This window comes from Variovorax gossypii, from assembly GCF_003965815.1.
Taxonomy (GTDB): domain Bacteria; phylum Pseudomonadota; class Gammaproteobacteria; order Burkholderiales; family Burkholderiaceae_C; genus Variovorax; species Variovorax gossypii.
Genome location: NZ_RXOE01000001.1, coordinates 754,047 through 774,461, shown reverse-complemented (window position 1 = coordinate 774,461; position 20,415 = coordinate 754,047). Strand labels below are relative to the sequence as shown.

Annotated in this window: 20 protein-coding genes; 13 read left to right on the top strand and 7 right to left on the bottom strand. The window is 67.0% G+C overall.

The features are described from left to right. The first annotated feature begins 2 nt into the window (after positions 1-2). From EJP69_RS03520 to EJP69_RS03470, 11 genes are all read left to right on the top strand, one after another. The gene (locus EJP69_RS03520; protein WP_126468743.1) at positions 3-1,037 is read left to right on the top strand and encodes a microcin C ABC transporter permease YejB; all 1,035 of its coding nucleotides are present in this window, start codon (positions 3-5) and stop codon (positions 1,035-1,037) included. Positions 1,038-1,071: 34 nt separating this feature from the next. After that, positions 1,072-2,151 (top strand): ABC transporter permease, encoded by a 1,080-nt coding sequence (locus EJP69_RS03515; RefSeq protein WP_126469271.1) that lies wholly within the window; start codon positions 1,072-1,074, stop codon positions 2,149-2,151. Further along, positions 2,151-3,782: an ABC transporter ATP-binding protein gene (locus EJP69_RS03510; RefSeq protein ID WP_126468742.1), complete on the top strand. Its 1,632-nt coding sequence runs from the start codon at positions 2,151-2,153 to the stop codon at positions 3,780-3,782. Before EJP69_RS03515 ends, EJP69_RS03510 begins: the two co-directional genes overlap by 1 nt. Before the next feature lie 23 nt (positions 3,783-3,805). Next, positions 3,806-5,005, top strand: a complete 1,200-nt coding sequence (locus EJP69_RS03505) for a YbfB/YjiJ family MFS transporter (RefSeq protein WP_126468741.1) — start codon at positions 3,806-3,808, stop codon at positions 5,003-5,005. A 189-nt stretch (positions 5,006-5,194) separates the two neighbouring features. Beyond that, a complete protein-coding gene (gene rimP, locus EJP69_RS03500) occupies positions 5,195-5,839 on the top strand; it encodes a ribosome maturation factor RimP (RefSeq protein WP_093195316.1) in 645 nt (214 codons plus the stop codon). A 16-nt stretch (positions 5,840-5,855) separates the two neighbouring features. Further along, positions 5,856-7,349: a transcription termination factor NusA gene (gene nusA / locus EJP69_RS03495; protein ID WP_093195315.1), complete on the top strand. Its 1,494-nt coding sequence runs from the start codon at positions 5,856-5,858 to the stop codon at positions 7,347-7,349. A 24-nt stretch (positions 7,350-7,373) separates the two neighbouring features. Continuing rightward, positions 7,374-10,346: a translation initiation factor IF-2 gene (infB, locus tag EJP69_RS03490; protein WP_093195314.1), complete on the top strand. Its 2,973-nt coding sequence runs from the start codon at positions 7,374-7,376 to the stop codon at positions 10,344-10,346. A 24-nt stretch (positions 10,347-10,370) separates the two neighbouring features. Further along, positions 10,371-10,742 (top strand): 30S ribosome-binding factor RbfA, encoded by a 372-nt coding sequence (gene rbfA, locus EJP69_RS03485; RefSeq protein WP_093195313.1) that lies wholly within the window; start codon positions 10,371-10,373, stop codon positions 10,740-10,742. 2 nt (positions 10,743-10,744) lie between these two features. Continuing rightward, entirely contained in the window at positions 10,745-11,701 is a 957-nt protein-coding gene (truB, locus tag EJP69_RS03480; protein WP_126468740.1) for a tRNA pseudouridine(55) synthase TruB, read from the top strand. After that, positions 11,698-13,536 (top strand): translational GTPase TypA, encoded by a 1,839-nt coding sequence (gene typA / locus EJP69_RS03475; protein ID WP_093195311.1) that lies wholly within the window; start codon positions 11,698-11,700, stop codon positions 13,534-13,536. The genes truB and typA overlap by 4 nt, the downstream gene beginning before the upstream one ends. Before the next feature lie 48 nt (positions 13,537-13,584). After that, on the top strand, positions 13,585-14,502 hold the full coding sequence (locus EJP69_RS03470; RefSeq protein ID WP_126468739.1) for a DMT family transporter: 918 nt from the start codon (positions 13,585-13,587) through the stop codon (positions 14,500-14,502). Positions 14,503-14,526: 24 nt separating this feature from the next. On the opposite strand, the gene EJP69_RS03465 is transcribed toward EJP69_RS03470, so the two are convergent. The 6 genes from EJP69_RS03465 to smpB form a co-directional block, all read right to left on the bottom strand. Continuing rightward, complete coding sequence (locus EJP69_RS03465) at positions 14,527-15,948, bottom strand: hypothetical protein (RefSeq protein WP_126468738.1); 1,422 nt, start codon at positions 15,946-15,948, stop codon at positions 14,527-14,529. A gap of 136 nt (positions 15,949-16,084) precedes the next feature. Continuing rightward, positions 16,085-16,480 carry a COG4315 family predicted lipoprotein gene (locus tag EJP69_RS03460; RefSeq protein ID WP_093195308.1) on the bottom strand — a complete coding sequence of 132 codons (396 nt, stop codon included), beginning with the start codon at positions 16,478-16,480 and terminating at the stop codon, positions 16,085-16,087. A 92-nt stretch (positions 16,481-16,572) separates the two neighbouring features. Continuing rightward, the gene (locus EJP69_RS03455) at positions 16,573-17,415 is read right to left on the bottom strand and encodes an anti-sigma factor family protein (protein ID WP_126468737.1); all 843 of its coding nucleotides are present in this window, start codon (positions 17,413-17,415) and stop codon (positions 16,573-16,575) included. Between the two features lie 16 nt (positions 17,416-17,431). Continuing rightward, a complete protein-coding gene (locus tag EJP69_RS03450; RefSeq protein WP_126468736.1) occupies positions 17,432-17,947 on the bottom strand; it encodes an RNA polymerase sigma factor in 516 nt (171 codons plus the stop codon). 42 nt (positions 17,948-17,989) lie between these two features. Next, positions 17,990-18,358: a COG4315 family predicted lipoprotein gene (locus EJP69_RS03445; protein WP_126468735.1), complete on the bottom strand. Its 369-nt coding sequence runs from the start codon at positions 18,356-18,358 to the stop codon at positions 17,990-17,992. 100 nt (positions 18,359-18,458) lie between these two features. Further along, positions 18,459-18,935, bottom strand: a complete 477-nt coding sequence (gene smpB / locus EJP69_RS03440) for an SsrA-binding protein SmpB (RefSeq protein ID WP_093195304.1) — start codon at positions 18,933-18,935, stop codon at positions 18,459-18,461. Positions 18,936-18,998: 63 nt separating this feature from the next. On the opposite strand from smpB, the gene EJP69_RS03435 reads away from it, so the two are divergent. After that, positions 18,999-19,445 carry a type II toxin-antitoxin system RatA family toxin gene (locus EJP69_RS03435; RefSeq protein WP_093195303.1) on the top strand — a complete coding sequence of 149 codons (447 nt, stop codon included), beginning with the start codon at positions 18,999-19,001 and terminating at the stop codon, positions 19,443-19,445. Positions 19,446-19,450: 5 nt separating this feature from the next. Beyond that, positions 19,451-19,789: an RnfH family protein gene (locus EJP69_RS03430; protein ID WP_093302925.1), complete on the top strand. Its 339-nt coding sequence runs from the start codon at positions 19,451-19,453 to the stop codon at positions 19,787-19,789. A gap of 16 nt (positions 19,790-19,805) precedes the next feature. Here the strand turns inward: EJP69_RS03430 and EJP69_RS03425 are convergent, their stop codons facing one another. Next, positions 19,806-20,339, bottom strand: a complete 534-nt coding sequence (locus tag EJP69_RS03425) for a DUF4124 domain-containing protein (protein WP_126468734.1) — start codon at positions 20,337-20,339, stop codon at positions 19,806-19,808. Positions 20,340-20,415: the final 76 nt, after the last annotated feature.

Here is a 20,415-nt window from a genome sequence, read left to right as displayed (position 1 = left end):
CCGTGCTCTCCTATGTCCTCAAGCGCCTGCTGCTGTTCATCCCCACCTTGCTCGGCGTGCTGCTGGTGACCTTCCTGGTGATCCAGTTCGTGCCCGGCGGGCCGGTGGAGCAGTACCTTGCCGAAGCCAAGACGGCGGGACGGGGCGGCGGCGGATTCGAGTCCGGCGGCGGCAGCTACCGCGGCAACCAGGGCGTCGACCCCAAGCGGCTCGAGCAGATCAAGGCGCTCTACGGCTTCGACAAGCCACCTCACGAACGGTTGTTCCAGATGCTCGGACAGTTCGCGCGCTTCGACCTGGGCAAGAGCTTCTTTCAGAACAAGGACGTCTGGACGCTGATCCTGGAAAAGCTGCCGGTGTCGATCAGCCTCGGACTCTGGACCTTTTTCATCAGCTATGGCGTGGCGGTGCCGCTGGGCGTTGCAAAGGCGGTGAGGGCGGGGACGCGCTTCGACCTGATCAGCACGCTGATCGTGCTGGTCGGCTACGCGATCCCCGGGTTCGTGCTCGGCGTCGCGCTGCTGGTGGTGTTCGGCGGGCAGCTGCAGTGGTTTCCGTTGCGAGGGCTGACCTCCGCCAACTGGGACGACCTGAGCTGGGGCGCTCGCATCATCGATTACCTCTGGCACATCGCTTTGCCCGTGACCGCCATGGTGCTTGGCAGCTTCGCGGTGACGGCCATGCTGACCAAGAACGCCTTTCTCGAGGAAATCCGAAAGCAGTACGTGCTGACGGCGCGCGCCAAGGGCCTTGGCGAAAGGCAGGTGCTCTGGAAGCATGTGTTCCGCAATGCCCTGATCCCGATCATCACCGGGCTGCCCTCGGCCTTCATCGGCGCTTTCTTCGCGGGCTCGCTGCTGATCGAGACGCTGTTCTCGCTCGACGGGCTGGGCCTGCTGGGCTACGAGAGCGTCATTCGCCGCGACTACCCGGTGGTGCTGGGCACCCTCTACCTCTTCACGCTGATCGGCCTGGTGACCAAGCTGATTTCCGATCTCTGCTATGTATGGGTGGACCCGCGTGTCAAATTCGATTGAGCCCGGGTTCGCAGTTTCCGGTGTGAACGATGCAATGCGGGGGCGCGATGGCGCCGACAGGGCGGGTGCGCCCGAAGCTGGCACCCGCGCCCACAACTCGCCCGGCCGTCGCGCGTGGCTGCGCTTCAAGCGAAACCGGCTGGGTTTCTGGAGCCTGGTGCTTTTCTCGTGCATGGTGCTGCTGAGCCTCTTCGCCGAGGTGCTTTCCACCGACAAGCCGCTGGTGCTGCGCTATGAAGGGAAAACCTATTTCCCGGTACTGCAGGACTACTCCGAAAAGACCTTCGGCGGCGACTTCGAGACGCCGGCGGACTACCTCGATCCGTTCATCCGCGAGCGCATCACGCGGGGCGACAACTGGGCGATCTATGCGCCCAATCCCTACGGCCCGAAGACGCTCAACTACTTCGCCAAGTCGCCGAGCCCGGCCGCGCCGACGGGCGACAACCTGCTCGGCACCGACGACCGCGGCCGCGACCTGCTCGCGCAGCTGATCTACGGCTTTCGGGTGAGCGTGCTGTTCGGGCTGGCGCTGACCGCCATCGGCACGGTGCTGGGCGTGGCCGCGGGGGCGGTCCAGGGCTACTTCGCCGGCAAGGTCGACCTCGCGTTCCAACGCTTCATCGAGATATGGAGCTCGATGCCCGAGCTCTACCTGCTGATCATCTTCAGCGCGATCTTCGCGCCCAGCGTGGCGCTGCTGCTCATCCTGCTGAGCCTGTTCGGCTGGATGGGGCTGGCCGACTATGTGCGGGCGGAGTTCCTGCGCAATCGCCAGATGGACTACGTGCGCGCGGCGCGCGCCCTGGGCGTGGGCAACTTGCAGATCATGTGGCGCCACATCCTGCCCAACAGCATGGTGCCGGTCGTCACCTTCCTGCCGTTCCGGATGAGCGCGGCCATCCTGGCGCTGACCTCGCTCGACTTCCTGGGGCTGGGCGTGCCGCCGGGTACGCCGTCGCTCGGCGAGTTGCTCAGCCAGGGCAAGGCCAACATCGACGCCTGGTGGATCTCGATTTCCACTTTCGGCGTGCTGGTCCTCACGCTGATGCTGCTGACCTTCATGGGCGACGCCCTGCGCGACGCACTCGATCCGCGGAAGGCCGACAAGTGATGAGCACCATGTCCAGTCAATCCTTGCTCGACGTGAAGGACCTGCGCGTCGCCTTCGGTGGCAAGGAGGTCGTGCACGGCATCGACTTCCGGATGGCCGCCGGTGAAAAGCTCGCGCTCGTCGGCGAATCGGGCTCGGGCAAGACCGTCACCGCGCTGTCGCTGCTGCGGCTGGTGCAGAACGCGGACCTGTCCGGCACGGCGCGACTCTCCGGTGGTGAACGCGTGCAGGGCTCTCGCGACCTGCTGTCGATTCCCGAGCGCGAACTGCGCGGCATCCGCGGCAAGGAGATCGCCATGATCTTCCAGGAGCCGATGACCGCGTTGAACGCGCTCTATACCGTGGGCGACCAGATCGCCGAGGTGCTCGAACTCCATGAGGGGCTGTCGGCGCGCGCGGCGCAGGCGGCTGCCGTGCAATTGCTGGCCGACACTGGCATTCCGGAGCCGGCGCGGCGGGCGAGGGCGTTTCCGCACCAGCTGTCGGGCGGCCAGCGCCAGCGCGCCATGATCGCGATGGCGCTCGCCTGCAAGCCGCGCTTGCTGCTGGCCGACGAGCCGACCACCGCGCTCGATGTGACCGTGCGCGCGCAGATCCTCGAATTGCTGGCCGACCTGCAGCGCAAGTACGGCATGGCTGTGCTGCTCATCACGCACGACCTGAACCTGGTGCGGCGCTTCGCCGACCGCGTGGTGGTCATGGAGAACGGCCATATCGTCGAGCATGGCGCGGTGGCATCCGTGTTCGATGCCCCGCAGCATCCCTACACGCGCAAGCTGATCGACAGCCATCCCGAGCGCAACGTGGCGCCCGTCGCTAGCGGCCCGGGTGCGGCACCGCTGATCGAGGCCAAGGCCCTGCGGGTGGTCTACCCCGTGCCGAGGCCGGGCGTCGCCGGCTGGTTCCGCAAGGGCGAGTTCGTCGCGGTGCAGGGGGCGGATTTCCGCATCGCGTCCGGCGAGACGCTGGGTGTGGTCGGCGAGTCGGGCTCGGGCAAGTCGACGCTCGCGCTGGCGGCGCTCGGGCTGCTGAAGTACCAGGGCGCGCTGACCGTCGCGGGCAATGGATGGGCGGTCGATCGGGCCTCCGATCTCTCGTTGCGCCGCACGATGCAGGTGGTGTTCCAGGACCCGTTCTCGTCGCTCTCTCCCCGCATGACGGTGGAGCAGATCGTGGGCGAGGGCCTGCGCGTGCATGCGCCCGAGCTCGGCGTCGAGGCGCGCCGGGCGCGTGCGCTTGCCGCGCTGGCGGATGTCGGGCTGACGGAGACGCAGTTTCCGGCGCTGCTCGAGCGCTATCCACATGAGTTCTCGGGCGGGCAGCGGCAGCGCCTGGCGATCGCCCGGGCGCTGATCGTCGATCCCCGGCTGCTGGTGCTCGACGAGCCCACCAGCGCGCTCGACGTCACGATCCAGAAGCAGGTGCTGGGGTTGCTGCAGCGCCTGCAGCGCGAGCGCGGCTTGAGCTACCTGCTGATCACGCACGACGTCGAGGTGATTCGCGCGATGGCGCACAACGTCATCGTGATGAAAGACGGGGCGATCCTCGAAACCGGGCAGGTCGAGCGCGTGCTCGATGCGCCCGAGCATCCATATACGAAGAAGCTGGTGGCTGCCGCGCTGCTTGAGTAGAACAACAACGGAGACTGCGAGAAATGTCGGAAATCGGACGCGACCGGCGCGGAGCCTGGCGCGCGGCGCTGGCCTGCATGGTCACTCTGTCGGTGGCGATGGGCCTGGGGCGCTTTGCCTTCACGCCCATGCTGCCCATCATGCTGCACGAGGGAAAGCTGGAGCTCGCCGCGGGCGGGGTGCTGGCCTCGCTCAACTACCTGGGCTACTTTCTTGGCGCAGTGAGCTGCGCGGCCATCGGCATCAAGGCGTCGAGCATGGTGCGCGGCGGGCTCGTGGCCACGGCGGCCCTGCTGGTCGGCATGGGGCTGCTGCACAGCTTCACGAGTTGGGGCGTGTTGCGCACGGCGGCGGGCGTGATGAGCGCCTGGGTCTTCGTCTTCGCCTCGGGCTGGGGGCTGCGCCGGCTGGCAGAGACGAACGCGCCGACGCTGGCCGGCGTGATCTACACCGGGCCGGGGATCGGCATCGCCATGACCGGCCTGCTCGGCGGCGCGCTCGGGCGCTGGGGTTCGGAGGCGGGCTGGATCGGGCTGGGCGTCCTGGCGGTGGTGCTGATTGCCGTGATCTGGCGGGTATTCGATGACGGCGAGCACGTTCATGCCGCTGGCGGCGCGGCTCCGGCGCCCGCCGCGGCGGCTCGCGTGGCCGGGCCGGCCGACCGCAGCGACGCGATCTGGCTGGTCGCGCTCTACGGGCTGGCCGGCTTCGGCTACATCATCACCGCCACTTTCCTGCCGGTGATCGCCCGCCAGGCGCTGCCTGGATCGTCCTGGCCGGACTTCTTCTGGCCGCTGTTCGGGCTGGCCATCATTCCGGGCGCATTGATCGGGGCCCGCGCACCGACGCACTGGGACAACCGGCTGCTTCTGGCCGTCGCCTACGCGCTGCAGGCGCTGGGCGTCGTTCTGTCGGTGGCCTGGCCGAGCATCGCCGGATTCGCGCTCGGCAGTCTCCTGCTGGGTATGCCGTTCACCGCCATCACCCTTTTCGCGATGCGGGAAGCGCGCCGGCTGCGCGGCAATGCGGCAGCCGGGCTGATCGGCTACGCGACGGCTTCCTACGGGGTGGGGCAGATCGTCGGCCCGCTGTTTGCCGCGCCGCTCGCCCAGCGGACGGGGTCTTTCCAGTTGCCGCTGCTGGTCGCGGCGGCGGCATTGGCGCTGGGAGCGGTCCTGTTTGCGCTGGTCTGGTTCAAATCGCGTGGCAATGCCGGGCAATAGCCGCGCGGGCGTTCAAAGGCCCTTCATTAATTGCACAAATAGCATATAATTCGAGGCTCACGACCAAACGGGCGGGTACCAACCGCCCGTTTTTTTTGGTCCATCCATTCCAGGCATTCATTCATGGCTATCTGGCATCCGTGGCGGGCGGATGGCAGGGCCGGGCATTTAAAAGGCGCTTTCGAACACGTGGCATTGCAGCAAGTAGTGGAACAAACCGTGGCCGGCCTCGGCTACGACCTGGTCGAGATCGAACGTTCGGCCGGGGGATTGCTGCGCGTGACGATTGATTTGCCCTGGGAAGCCCCCACCTCGGAAGCTGTGGCTGCAGGCCTGCCGGAGCCCTTCGTCACGGTCGAGGACTGCGAGAAGGTGACGCGCCAGCTGCAATTCGCGCTCGAGGTCGACGGCGTCGACTACAAGCGGCTCGAAGTGTCATCGCCGGGTATTGACCGGCCGCTTCGCAATGAGCAGGATTTCGAACGTTTCGTGGGCGAGGTGATCGACATCACGCTCAAGGCGCCCATGGGCGCCGCGGCGGCTGGCCAGGTGGCTGCCAACCGCAAGAAATTTCGCGGCACGCTGGAGCGGGCCGCACAGGTAGAGGGCGCCGGCGCCCCGGGCTGGCAAATCGTCTGGAGCGATGCGCCCGAGCCCAAGCCGGGTCAAAAAGTGAGCAAGAAGCGCGCGCCGGCAACGCTGCAGGCGCTGGGCTTCGTGCTGGACGAGTTGCGCGAGGCGCGGCTTGCGCCAATTGTGGATTTCAAGGGCCGCAAGGCCAAAACCCAACCGGGTTTTTCGGATATTGACGACGGAACGCAGGTTCCGGACTGACCAGAGGAGTGGTGGCATGAATCGCGAAATGTTGATGTTGGTGGATGCGATCTCGCGCGAGAAGAACGTTGAGCGCGACGTTGTCTTCGGCGCGGTCGAGTCCGCGCTGGCGCAAGCCACCAAGAAACTTCATCAGGGCGACGTGGACATCCGCGTCTCGGTCGATCGCGACAGCGGCGACTACGAAACCTTCCGCCGCTGGCACGTCGTGCCCGACGAGGCCGGCCTGCAGCTGCCCGACCAGGAAATCCTGCTGTTCGAAGCCAAGGAAGAAATGCCCGACATCGAGGTCGGCGAGTACATCGAGGAGGCTGTCGACTCCGTGCCCATCGGCCGCATCGGCGCCATGGCCGCGAAGCAGGTCATCCTGCAGAAGATCCGCGACGCAGAACGCGAGATGCTGCTCAACGACTTCATGTCGCGCGGCGACAAGATCTTCGTGGGCACCGTCAAGCGCCTGGACAAGGGCGACATCATCGTCGAGGCCGGCCGTGTCGAAGGCCGCCTGCGCCGCAGCGAGATGATCGCCAAGGAAAACCTGCGCAACGGCGACCGCGTGCGCGCAATGATCATGGAAGTCGACCTGACGCTGCGCGGCGCTCCGATCATCCTGTCGCGCTCGGCTCCCGAATTCATGATCGAGCTGTTCCGCCAGGAAGTGCCCGAGATCGAGCAGGGCCTGCTCGAAATCAAGAGCTGCGCCCGCGACCCCGGTTCGCGCGCCAAGATCGCCGTGCTCTCGCACGACAAGCGCGTCGACCCGATCGGCACCTGCGTCGGCGTGCGCGGCACCCGCGTCAACGCCGTGACCAACGAGCTGGCCGGCGAGCGCGTGGACATCGTCCTATGGAGCGAAGACCCCGCCCAGTTCGTGATCGGTGCGCTGGCTCCGGCCAACGTGTCGTCGATCGTGGTCGACGAGGAAAAGCACGCCATGGACGTGGTGGTCGACGAGGAAAACCTCGCCATCGCCATCGGCCGCGGCGGCCAGAACGTGCGCCTGGCTTCCGACCTCACCGGCTGGAAGATCAACATCATGGACGCCAACGAATCGGCCCAGAAGCAGGCGAGCGAAACCGACGCCAGCCGCAAGCTGTTCATGGAGAAGCTCGACGTCGACGAGGAAATCGCCGACATCCTCATTTCGGAAGGCTTCAACAGCCTCGAGGAAGTGGCCTACGTGCCCATCTCCGAAATGCTGGAGATCGAAGCCTTCGACGAAGACACGATCAACGAGCTGCGCGCGCGCGCCAAGGATGCGCTGCTGACCATGGAGATCGCCAAGGAAGAGGGCGTCGAGGCCCAGTCGTCGGTGTCGCAGGACCTGCGCGACCTCGAGGGCCTGGACCCCGAGCTGATTCCCAAGCTGCACGAAGCGGGCGTGAACACCCGTGACGACCTTGCCGACCTCGCGGTCGATGAACTCACCGAGATCACCGGCCAGAGCGCCGATGACGCCAAAGCCCTCATCTTGAAGGCCCGCGAACATTGGTTCGCCGGCCAAGAGTGACGGTCATGGAGGCACGAAACCAATATGTCCAGTACCACTGTCGCCGAGTTCGCGAACGAGCTCAAGAAGACTCCCGAAACCTTGCTTGACCAGCTCAAGAGCGCAGGCGTGCCCAAGGCGGCCGTCACCGATGCACTCACCGAGGCCGACAAGCAGCGCCTGCTCGGCCACCTGAAGGCCAGCCACGGCACTGTCGAGCCCGAGCGCAAGAAGATCACGCTGACCAAGAAGTCGACCAGCGAGATCAAGCAGGCCGACTCCACCGGTCGCGCCCGCACCATCCAGGTCGAGGTGCGCAAGAAGCGCACCTTCATCCAGCGCGACGACGGCCATCTGGCCGCGTCCGAACCCGCGCAGCAGGCGGCCGAGGCTCCGGCTGCCGCTCCCGCAGCACCCCGCATCGACGAGGCCGAGCTGGCCCGCCGCGAGGAAGAGGCGCGCCGCCAGGCCGAACTGATCCGCCGCCAGGAAGAAGAGCTGGCCGAGAAGCGTCGTCTGCGCGAAGAAGCCGAAGCCCGCGAGCGCGAACAGGCCGAGAAGGCTGAAAAGGCCGAGCAGGAAGCCGCCCGCGCCGCCGCCGAAGCCGCCGCGAAGAAGGCCGCCGCCGAGGCAGCCGCTGCCGCGGCCGCGAAGCCGGTTGCCGCCGCTCCTGTCGCACCCGCTGTGACGGCCGCGGCCGAGCAGAAGGCCGCCGAAGAGAAGGCTGCCGACAACAGCAAGCTCGCCGCCCAGGCCGCCGCGGCTCAGGCCAAGGAAGACGCGAAGGCCAAGGCCGCCGCCGAATCGAAGGCCCGTGCCGAAGAAGAGGCTGCCCGTGCCCGCGATCTCGACGAGCGTCGCCGCAAGGCCCTCGCCGAGGCGGAAGCCATCCGCGCCATGATGAACGCACCGGCCCGCGTGCTGGTGCCGCACAAGGCGCCCGAGAAGCCGCAGGCCGAGAAAGCCGGCGTCAAGGGCACGCTGCACAAGCCGACCGCTCCGGCGGCACGTGCAGGCGCACCCGCCGCTCCGGGCGCCGCGGCTGCACCCGCCGCTCCGGGCAGCGGCAAGGAAGTCAAGTCCGCGAAGCTCTCGTCGAGCTGGGCTGGCGATCCTGCCAAGAAGAAGGAAATCAAGACGCGCGGCGACGCCAGCGGCGGCGTCGGTCGCGGCAACTGGCGCGGAGGCCCGCGTGGTCGCCGTGGCAACGACCGTGGCGGCCATGACGAGCAGCACGTGCCGGCGGCGCCGGTCGAAGCGCGCGTGCTCGAAGTGCACGTGCCCGAGACCATCACGGTGGCCGAACTGGCGCACAAGATGGCCGTCAAGGCGCAGGAAGTCATCAAGCAGCTGATGAAGCTGGGCCAGATGGCGACCATCAACCAGTCGCTCGACCAGGACACCGCAATGATCCTGGTGGAGGAAATGGGGCACAACGCGGTGGTTGCCGCGCTGGACGACCCCGAAGCCTTCACCGACGAGGACGTGTCGGCGCAGATCGCCGAGCCGATGCCGCGTGCTCCGGTCGTGACCGTCATGGGTCACGTCGACCACGGCAAGACCTCGCTGCTGGACTACATCCGCCGCGCCAAGGTCGCCGCGGGCGAAGCCGGCGGCATCACGCAGCACATCGGTGCCTACCACGTGGAAACCGAGCGCGGCATGGTGTCGTTCCTCGACACCCCGGGTCACGAGGCCTTCACGGCCATGCGTGCCCGCGGTGCGCAGGCCACCGACATCGTGATCCTGGTGGTGGCGGCCGACGACGGCGTCATGCCCCAGACCAAGGAAGCCATCAAGCACGCGAAGGCGGCTGGTGTGCCGATCGTGGTCGCGATCAACAAGATCGACAAGCCCGATGCCAACCTGGACCGCGTGAAGCAGGAACTGGTGGCCGAGGAAGTCGTGCCCGAGGAATACGGCGGCGACGTTCCGTTCGTCGGCGTGTCGGCCAAGACGGGCCAGGGCATCGACGACCTGCTCGAGCAGGTGCTGCTGCAGGCCGAAGTGCTGGAACTCAAGGCGCCGGTGGATGCCGCCGCCAAGGGCCTGGTCATCGAAGCGCAGCTCGACAAGGGCCGCGGCCCGGTCGCTACCGTGCTGGTGCAGTCCGGCACGCTCAAGACCGGCGACGTGGTGCTGGCCGGCTCGACCTATGGCCGCGTGCGCGCCATGCTGGACGAGGACGGCAAGCCGACCAAGTCCGCGGGTCCGTCGATCCCGGTGGAAATCCAGGGTCTGACCGAAGTGCCGCAGGCGGGCGACGAGTTCATGGTGATGGGCGACGAGCGCCGTGCCCGCGAAATCGCGACCTATCGTGCCGGCAAGTTCCGCAACACCAAGCTGGCGAAGGCCCAGGCTGCGAACCTGCAGAACATGTTCACCGACCTGTCGGCGGGCGAAGTGCAGACGCTGCGCATCATCATCAAGGCCGACGTGCAGGGCTCGCAGGAAGCGCTGGCGCAATCGCTGCTCAAGCTGGCGACGGACGAGGTCAAGGTGCAGGTGGTGTACGCCGGCGTGGGTGGCATCAGCGAGAGCGACATCAACCTCGCCATCGCCTCGAAGGCGGTCGTGATCGGCTTCAACGTGCGTGCCGATGCCGGCGCGCGCAAGCTGGCCGAAGGCAATGGCGTGCAGCTGAACTACTACAGCATCATTTACGACGCCGTGGACGAGATCAAGGTCGCGATGTCGGGCATGCTGGCACCGGAGCGCCGCGAGGAAATCATCGGCTCGGCCGAGATCCGCACGGTGTTCGTGGCATCGAAGATCGGTACGGTCGCTGGTTCGTACATCACCTCGGGTTCGGTGAACCGCAGCGCGCATTTCCGCCTGCTGCGCGACAACGTGGTGATCTACACCGGCGAGATCGACTCGCTCAAGCGTCTGAAGGACGATGTGCGCGAAGTCCGCGAAGGTTTCGAGTGCGGTATCAAGCTCAAGAACTTCAACGACATCAAAGAGGGCGACCAGCTCGAATTCTTCGAGATCAAGGAGATCGCACGTACGCTGTAAGAAGCGTACGGAGCACCGCTGTTCATGCCCAAGAAAAAAGCCGCCGTCCCCAATCGCGCCTTCAAGGTCGCCGATCAGATCCAGCGTGATCTGACGGAGTTGATCGCGCGCGAACTGAAGGATCCGCGCGTGGGCATGGTCACGATCCAGGCCGTCGAGGTCACGCCCGACTATGCGCACGCGAAGATCTTCTTCAGCCTGCTCACGGGCGACGTGGCCGAGACGACCGAAGCGCTGAACCAGGCCGCGGGCTTCCTGCGCAACGGCCTGTTCAAGCGCCTGCACATCCACACCGTGCCCACGCTGCACTTCTTGTTCGACCGCACCACCGAGCGCGCGGCCGACATGAACGCGCTCATCGCACAAGCCGTCGCTTCGCGCTCGAAAGACGACTAGCCATGAACGCGCCACGCACACGGGTGCAGCGGCGCCCTGTGCATGGGGTGTTGCTGCTCGACAAACCGCTGGGTTTCTCCAGCAACCAGGCCCTGCAGAAGGCCAAATGGCTGCTGCGCGCCGAGAAGGCGGGCCACACCGGCACGCTCGATCCGCTGGCCACCGGCGTGCTGCCGCTGTGCTTCGGCGCTGCAACCAAGTTCAGCCAGCTGCATCTGGATGCCGACAAGACCTATGAAGCCACGGCCCGCCTCGGCATCAAGACCGCGACCGGCGATGCCGAGGGCGAGGTGATCGCCGAGCGGCCAGTGCACGTCGCGGCCGAGGACCTGGAACGCGTGCAGGCGCAGTTCACCGGCCCGATCCGCCAGGTGCCCCCGATGCACAGCGCGCTCAAGAAGGACGGCAAGGCGCTGTACGAGTACGCCCGCGAAGGCGTGGAGGTCGAACGGGCCCCGCGCGACGTGGTGATCCACAAGCTCGAGATCCGCACGATAAGCGAAGACACCATCCGCATCCTTGCCTCCGTCAGCAAGGGCACCTACATCCGCACCCTCGGCGAGGACATCGGCGAGGCGCTCGGCTGCGGCGCGCACCTGACCTCGCTGCGCCGCATCGCCACCGGCGGCTTCGTCGAGGCGCAGTGCGTCACGATCGAGGCGCTGGAGGCCATGGACGAGGAAGAGCGCCTGGCCCGGCTGCTGCCGGCCGAAGCGCTCGTCGACGGCCACAGCCGCGTCACGCTGGGCACGGAAGATGCAGCACGCTTTCTTTCGGGCCTGCGCCGCCGCGGGGCCTGGGCCGATGCGGATGAGGTTGCCGTCTTCGGCACGCAGCCGCCGGCCTTCCTCGGCACGGCCCACGTCAAGGCCGGCGAACTGATTCCGGGGCGCTTGCTGAACCCCATCGAAATCCAGCAAATTCTTTTGAACGCACAACAGACCGAAGCGACACCATGAGTACCAAGCAAATCCGCAATATCGCCATCATTGCCCACGTTGACCATGGCAAGACCACGATGGTCGACCAGTTGCTGCGCCAGTCGGGCACCTTCGCCGAGCACGAGAAGGTGGTCGACACCGTGATGGACAACAACGCGATCGAAAAGGAACGCGGCATCACCATCCTGGCCAAGAACTGCGCCGTGAGCTGGAAGGGCACCCACATCAACATCGTCGACACCCCCGGCCACGCGGACTTCGGCGGCGAGGTGGAGCGCGCTCTCTCGATGGTCGACGGCGTGCTGCTGCTGATCGACGCCCAGGAAGGCCCGATGCCGCAGACCCGCTTCGTGACCAAGAAGGCGCTGGCGCTGGGCCTGAAGCCTATCGTGGTGGTGAATAAGGTCGACAAGCCGGGCGCCAACCCCGACAAGGTGGTCAACGCCGCCTTCGACCTGTTCGACAAGCTCGGCGCGACCGACGAACAGCTCGACTTCCCGGTGGTGTACGCCTCGGGCATCAACGGCTGGTCGTCGCTGGAAGAGGGCGCTCAAGGCGAGCAGTGGGGCCCCGACATGTCGGCCCTGTTCGACACCATCCTGAAGCACGTGCCCTCGCAGAAGGGTGACCCGGCCGCGCCGCTGCAGCTGCAGATTTCCGCGCTCGACTTCTCGACCTTCGTCGGCCGCATCGGCGTGGGCCGCATCAGCCAGGGCACGCTGAAGCCGATGATGGACGTGGTCGTCATGGAAGGCCCGGACGGCAAGAGCCTCAAGGGCCGCGTGAACCAGGTGCTGACCTTCCAGGGCCTGGACCGCGTGCAGGCCACCGAGGCCGGCCCCGGCGAGATCGTGCTGATCAACGGCATTGCCGACATCGGCATCGGCGTGACCGTCACCGACCCGGCCAATCCGGCACCGCTGCCGATGCTGAAGGTCGATGAGCCCACGCTGACGATGAACTTCTGCGTCAACACCAGCCCGCTGGCCGGCCGCGAAGGCAAGTTCGTCACCAGCCGCCAGATCTGGGACCGCCTGCAGAAGGAACTGCAGCACAACGTCGCGCTGCGCGTGAACGAGACCGACGAGGAAGGCGTGTTCGAAGTGATGGGCCGCGGTGAACTGCACCTGACCATCCTGCTGGAAAACATGCGTCGCGAAGGCTACGAAATGGCCGTGTCGAAGCCGCGCGTGGTGTTCCGCGAAATCAACGGCGAGCGCCACGAGCCCATCGAGCTCGTGACGGCCGACATCGAGGAAGGCCACCAGGGCGGCGTGATGCAGGCACTGGGCGAGCGCAAGGGCGAGCTGGTCAACATGGAACCGGACGGCCGCGGCCGCGTGCGCCTCGAGTACCGCATTCCGGCGCGTGGCCTGATCGGCTTCACGAACGAGTTCCTGAACCTCACGCGCGGCTCGGGCCTCATCAGCAACATCTTCGACAGCTACGAACCGCACAAGGGCGACATCGGTGGCCGCAAGAACGGCGTGCTGATCTCCATGGACGACGGTGAAATCTTCACCTACGCCCTGGGCAAGCTCGACGACCGCGGCCGCATGTTCGTGAAGGCGAACGACCCGGTGTACGAGGGCATGATCGTCGGCATTCACAGCCGCGACAACGACCTGGTGGTGAACGCCACGCGTACCAAGCAGCTCACGAACTTCCGCGTTTCGGGCAAGGAAGACGCGATCAAGATCACGCCCCCGATCGAACTCACGCTCGAATACGGAGTGGAATTCATCGAGGACGACGAGCTGGTTGAAATCACGCCCAAGAGCGTGCGCCTGCGCAAGCGCTTCCTGAAGGAGCATGAGCGCAAGCGCGCCAGCCGCGACCTGATGCAGGGCTGATCGATCGACTGCTCGCGCATACAGCAGCAGCGTTCTTTCTTCCCTCCCATGCGCCTGACGCACGGCGGCGCCGTCTGGCTGATGGTCGTCGTGACCCTGATGTGGGGCACGGCGGGCGTCGTCACGCGGCACCTGGCACAGGCGCACAGTTTCGAGATCACCTTCTGGCGCAGCCTCTTCACGACGCTGGCGCTGCTGGTGATCTTGCCGCTTTGGCGCGGACGCGCCGTGTTCTCCCAGCTGCGCCGCGGCGGGCGCGAGCTCTGGATCTCCGGCGTCTGCTGGGCCGTGATGTTCACGGCCTTCATGGTCGCGCTCACGCTGGCTTCGACGGCCAGCGTGCTCGTCACCATGTCGCTCGGGCCGCTGCTCACCGCGCTGGCGGCGCGCATCTTCATCGGGCACAGGCTGCCCGCGCGCACCTGGCTGGCCATCGTGGTCGCGGGTGCGGGCATCGGCTGGATGTACGGCACCCAGTTGATGCAGGGCGGAGGCGGGTCGCTGGCGGGCACGCTGCTCGCGCTGTGCGTGCCGCTGGCCGGTGCTGCGAACTGGACCGTGGTGCAGCATGCGCAGGCCAAGGGCCACAGGATCGACCTAGTGCCGGCGGTGCTCATTGGCGCGGTGATCACCGCGCTCTTCACGCTGCCGTTTGCCTGGCCGTTCAAGGCCGGCGCACACGATCTCGGGCTGCTGGCCTTCCTGGGCGTGTTTCAGCTGGCCATTCCGTGCGTTCTTTCGGTGCTGTGCGCCCAGGTGCTGAAGGCACCAGAGGTCGCATTGCTGGCTCTGCTCGAGGTGGTCTTCGGCATCGCGCTGGCCTGGATCGGCGCCGGCGAGCAACCCGCGCCGAGTGTGCTGGCCGGCGGCGCGCTGGTCATCGGTGCGCTGGTGTTCAACGAGCTGCTGGCGCTGCGCGGACGGCGCACCACGGTGGCCGACACGGCCGTGCCGGGCGCGCACTGACACGCTGGCGCACTGCGCGCCGAGCTACTGCTGGATGCTCGTGCTTGGTACGCCCATGCCGGCCATGCGGGCCTCGAGCACCTTGCGCATGAAGGTCTGCGCGAAATCGTCGCCGACGCGCCAGTTGCCGTTGTCTTCCACGAACGTGAATTCACCCCTCACCGGCAGCGAGCTGTCGCCGCCCGTGAGGGCTCCCAGCAGGCTGTCGTTGTATTCGACGACCAGCGGGCAGGCATGGCCCGTGCCGTCCTCCAGCTTGCGGCAGGGGCCCGTGGGTTCGATCTCGGCGATCTCGCGCGAGCGGTTCGGGTCCTTGCGCACCAGGCCCGGGTCGGTGCGCGCACGCATGCGCGCGGCCGAGGCGGCCCGGGCTGCTCCGAGCGGGGCGGCGCCTTCGCGGAATGCCTTTTCCATCGCCTCGCGGCCGATGGGTTCGGCGTTGTAGAGCGGCCTGCCGTCGGCATCGAGGTTGCCGAAGCGGGCCTCGACGATGGCCACGTCCGCGCCGCGCACCACCATCTCGTCGCCCTTGGGCTCCGTGGGGCCGATGGTGTAGGCCATCGGTTCCTTGCTGTCGCCCTGCGTCATGACCGCCATGCAGCCGCGCACGCGCTCCGGCTTGAGATAGCCGATCTCTCGCAGGCTGCTCACGGAGGGCGTCTCGATCACGGTGCCGCCGTTCGGGTCGAGATGACGCATGCGCACGTCCATGCTCACACGGCGCATCAGGCTGTCGAGCGTCTTGCGCGTGGATGCGGCGTCGCAGGCCGGCACGCTCGCCGGGGCGAACGCATACCAGCCGATGCCGCCGCCGATCACCGCCACGGTCGCCAGGAACTTCCATGTGCCGATGCGCCGGCTGCGCTGCGCGCGTGCCTGCCACGCCCGGGCGGCCTGCTCGTCGGCTTCGATCAGGGCCTGTGCCTCGGTCACGATGCGGGCGCGCTCGACGGCCGTGGCAAAGGCCGGCTCGGCCGCGACCTGGGTGCGCAGGGCGTCAAAGCCTTCCTTCTCGAGTGGGCCGTCGGTTGCCAGCCAGGCCAGCGTGGCGACAGGGGAGGCGGCTGCGGTGCCCACGACGGGTGTTTCCGCCAGCGCCATGTCGCGCGTCTCGGCATCGATCAGGGCGTCCTTGAAGAGCGCGCCGATGGCCTCGTGCGTGATGCCCTGTTCGGCCAGTTCGACGAGGTCGTCGGCATCGATGGCTGTGTCGGCCGCGTCGTCCGCATGAGGGGCGTCGTCGGCGATCCTGTCGAGCGCCGCGTTCTGCTCCTCCTCGGTGACCAGGCCGCGCACCCGCATCCATGCCAGCGCGTGGGCCGGGCTCGGCAACGGCGGAAGGGTGGAGAACTCGGGGTGTGCGCGTGCGGCGTCGTGCTGTGCGTCGGTGATCAGGCCCTGGGTCAGCAGGGCGAGGAACGCGTCCGGGTTGGCGTCAGGCGTCATGCGGGGATTCTGCCGTGGGTGGTGCCGTTGCCGTACCGGGGAAACCGGCAGGAAGAGCAGGAAACGCTGGAAAGGGCTGGCAAGAAAAAAACGCCGGCGGGTGCCGGCGTTTCAGGGTCTTCAGGTCCGCAGGGGATCAGGGACGGGCGAGCTTCCAGGCGCCGTTGGCGAAGCCGTCGCCGGTCTTGTCGCCGGGCTTGGCGTCCTTGGCCCAGTAGTACAGCGGCCAGCCCTTGTAGGCCCATTGGCGCTTGCCGTCTTCGCGAATGATGATGGTGTAGCCGCCGATGGGCTTGGCGGTGTCCGCCACGCCGAGCGGAGGCCAGTTGGCTGCGCACTGGCCGTTGCAGGCGGAGGTGCCGGCACCGGCGGTGTCCTTGGTGAAGGTGTACAGCGTCATTCCGTTCGGTCCGACCAGCACGCCGTCGGCGGTGCGGGTGGGCGTGTCGGGTGCGCTTGCGGTCTTGTTGGACATGCTGCCGCAGCCGGCAAGCAGGGCCGCCGCGAGGATCGAGGCGCTGAGCAATTTCATGCAGTTTCTCCTTCGGTTGAAAAATCGCGAAAACAAGCCGGTGACTGGATGCCGGGCAGGATGATTGCGCGAGCCGGCAGTTTATGCGGTCGTTACGACAAATCGCGGTAGGCGAGCGTCGCGAGTTTGAGCAAAAGGTCGCGCGGCAGCTTGCCGGCGATGGCGTAGCCGAACCCCTGGTCCACCCAGTAGAAGCTCGGCACCGGGCCTTCGGAGGCGAAGCGGAAGGCGGTTTCGTTGGCGGAAGGTGCCGTTGTCGGCGCGCCGGCGGCGCGGGCGTCGAGGGTGCCGATGTAGAGCGTCACGCGCTCGCCGGCGGCGTCCTCGAACATGAACTGCGCGCGCGCCCCGGTCTCGCCGGGCAGCAGGCGGCCGCCGACCAGCGTGTAGCCCTGGCTGGAGAGGTCGGGCACTTTCAGCGGACGGTCCAGACGCCTGGAGAGCCACTGCACCAGGTGCTGCTGCTCGGACGCGGCCACTTCGACGGGATGCCTTTTCTCGGGCGCATAGACGACGTGTGCGATCGATGCGTCGTGAACGAACTCCCGCACGGCCGGCGCATGGGCGAGTTGGGCGCTGGCGCGCGGCGCGGACCACTGGGTCCATTGCGCATTCCCGAGCCAGCCGGCGGCGAATGCGACCAGCAGGCCGGCCGCGAGGCCACCCCAGCGCATCCACGAAGTGCGTTGCTGCGTCCGGCGTGGCTGGCGGCGGTCCAGTGCGCCCAGCAGAGGTGCGGGGATGGGCGCGTCGAGCAGCTCGCCGTGCAGCCGGCGCAGGGAGTCGCGTTGCGCGTGCCATGCCGCAACCTTGGCGGCCGCGGCGGGGTCGCGTGCAATCGCTTGCTCGACTGCGTCAAGGCGGTCCGGAGGCAACTGGCCGTCGACCCAGGCGTGCAGTTCGTCGTCGGTAGGGGGCGGGGCGGGGCGGTTCATGATGCTGCGGCAGTTTTCACTTGAGGCGGCGCAGGCCGGGGCGCACGGCGGGCGACGCGCCGTCCAGCAGTTCCTGCAGCCGCACGCGGGCACGCGACAGGCGCGACATCACCGTGCCGACCGGAACGCCGAGCACCCTGGCGACTTCGGCATACGACAGGTCTTCGAGCGTCACCAGCAGCAGCACGGCGCGCTGCTCCTCGGGCAACTGCATCAGGCAGCGCTGCAGGTCGATGCCGGTGCCCTGGTCGCGGCCGGAGTCGGCCATGCCCTGCACCTCCTGCGCCACTTCGTCGAGCGGCACCACGGCGTGGGGCGGAGGCGTGCGGCGCACCTGGCTCGCGAAGATGTTGTGCATGACGGTGAAGAGCCACGCCCGCAGGTCGCTGCCCACCACCCACAGGCGCCACTTGCTGCAGGCGCGCTCCAGCGTGTCCTGCACCAGGTCGTCCGCCGCCCACGCATTGCCCGTGAGCGCCCGCGCGTAGCGGCGCAGGCTCGGGATGTGCTCGACCAGCAGGCGGGCGTCCATGGAGCGAAGGGCGGAGGGCGAAGGGCGGGAAGGGCCGGCGGATCAGGGCTTGGCGGTCTTCCACGTGCCGTTGACGCCGTCGCCGGTCTTGTCGCCGGGCTTGGTGTCCTTGGCCCAGTAGTACAGCGGCCAGCCCTTGGCTGCCCATTGCTTCTTGCCGTCGTCGCGGGTGACGATAGTGAAGTCGCCGCTGGGCTTGTCGCCGTCGGCCGCCATGAAGGGCGGCCAGTTGGTGGCGCATCCGCCGTTGCAGACCGACTTGCCGCTGCCGGCCGTGTCCTTGTCGAAGGTGTAGAGCGTCATGCCGTTCGGGCCCACGAGGGCGCCGTCGGCGGGCTTGGGCTGGGCGAAGGCAGGGAGCGCGAGAAGGGCGCTCAGCAGGACGGCGGAAGATGCGCGGAAAGGCGACATGGAAGAACTCCTTGTTGGTGGCGACACCGGTGCTTCCGGTGACAACCGCACAAACGCCCGCGGCGCGGCTTTTATTCCATCGTCCGCAAAAAAAGATTCTTCAGCGGTTGCGGCTCTTCATCGCGCGCTCGACCTCGCGCTTGCCTTCGCGGTCCTTGATGGTGTCGCGCTTGTCGTGCTCGGCCTTGCCCTTTGCCAGCGCAATCTCGCACTTCACCTTGCCGGCCTTCCAGTGCAGATTGAGCGGCACCAGCGTGTAGCCCTTCTGCTCGACCTTGGCCGTAAGGCGGCGGATCTCGTCCTTCTTCAGCAGCAGCTTCTTGGTACGGATCGAATCGGGGTTGACATGCGTGGAGGCGCTCTTGAGCGGGTTGATCTGGCAGCCCAGCACGAAGAGTTCGCCGTTGCGGATCACCACGTAGCCGTCGGTGAGCTGCACCTTGCCTTCGCGCAGCGACTTGACTTCCCAGCCTTCCAGGACCATGCCGGCCTCGAAGCGCTCTTCGAAGAAATAGTTGTAGGCAGCCTTCTTGTTGTCGGCGATGCGGGAGGAGGTATCTTGTTTCTTGGTGGCCATGACTCGGGAATATGGGGGCTGCATGGCTTCAATACAATCCGTCGCGCACGCTGTGCCGATTCTATGAAAACAGTCAACAAGTCCGTCCTCATCTGGTACAGCGCCGAAGAGATGTATGCGCTCGTCACCGATGTGGCGAAGTATCCGCAGTTTCTCCCGTGGTGCGACAAGTCCCGCGTCATCGAGCAGGACGAGGCCGGCATGACGGCCGAAGTGGGCCTGGCCTTCGCCGGGCTGCACCAGAGCTTCACCACCCGCAACACCCATGTTCCTGGCCGCGAGGTGCAGCTGAAGCTGGTCGACGGGCCGTTCTCCAACCTCGACGGCAAGTGGAAATTCACGCCCGTGGGAGAAGAGGGCGAACGCGCCTGCCGCGTCGAGCTGCACCTGAGCTACGGCTTCAGCAACTTCGCCCTGCAGGCGCTCGTGGGCCCCGTGTTCGACACCATCGCATCCAGCCTGGTCGAGGCCTTCGTCAAGCGCGCCGAGCAGGTCTACGGCTCGTCCTGATTCCGATGACCATCGAGGTCACGCTGAGCTGCTCCCCCGCGGCGCGCGAGGTGTTCGAGCAGGTGCTGCATCTCCCACCGGGCGCGACGCTGGTCGACGCCGTCCGGGCCAGCGATCTTTCGCAGCGTTTTCCGGATCTGGATTGGCGCCATGCCATGACGCCGGGCATCTGGGGCAAGGCCGTCGAATGGGATCAGGCCCTGAAGGACGGCGACCGCATCGAGCTGTGCCGCCCCCTCGCGGTGGATCCCAAGGTGGCACGCCGGGAACGCTTCCAGCGCCAGGGCTCGAAGGGAACCGGCCTGTTCGCGAACCGCCGCAAGGGCGGCAAGGCCGGCTACTGACTGACGGACGACCTCGCTACTTGCAGTCGCTGTTGATCACGTCCTGAATGCGCTTCTGCTCGGCGGCACGGGCGGCGTCGTCCATGATCTCGCGTTCGCCCTTGGCATTGACCTTCGCCAGCCGGATGCCGCTGTCGACCGTGGCCTTGCTCTGGCGGGCGAGGGCGCAGTTGTCGGCCTTGGCCTTCGCGATCTTTGCCTCTTCCGCGGCCTGCTTGGCCTTCTGCTCGGCTTCGGCCTTCTTGGTCTTTTCCTCGAGTTCCTTGTCGACGCCCGTGGGCTTGGGCGCGGCCGCGGCCTTCGGCGCAGCGGCAGGGGCGTCGGCGGTGCCTTCCGCCAGGGGCGGCGCGTCGACATTCGGGTTCGCGGTGGACCGCGCCGCCGGCGGCGGGCCTACGCGGCGCAGGATGTTCTTCTCGGGCACGTCGGGCGGCGGAGCCTGGTCGCTGTAGACCTTCTTGCCGTTCTTGTCGAGCCATTGCCATTGAGCGCTCGCCGACAGCGGCAGCGCAACGACACATCCCAGTACCAGCCAGTGCACGAATTTCATCCCTGAAGTTTAGCCGGGCCTTACTTTTTGCAACATCCGGGTTGGGTGCTTTTGCAACGTCTGGAAATGGCCCCGG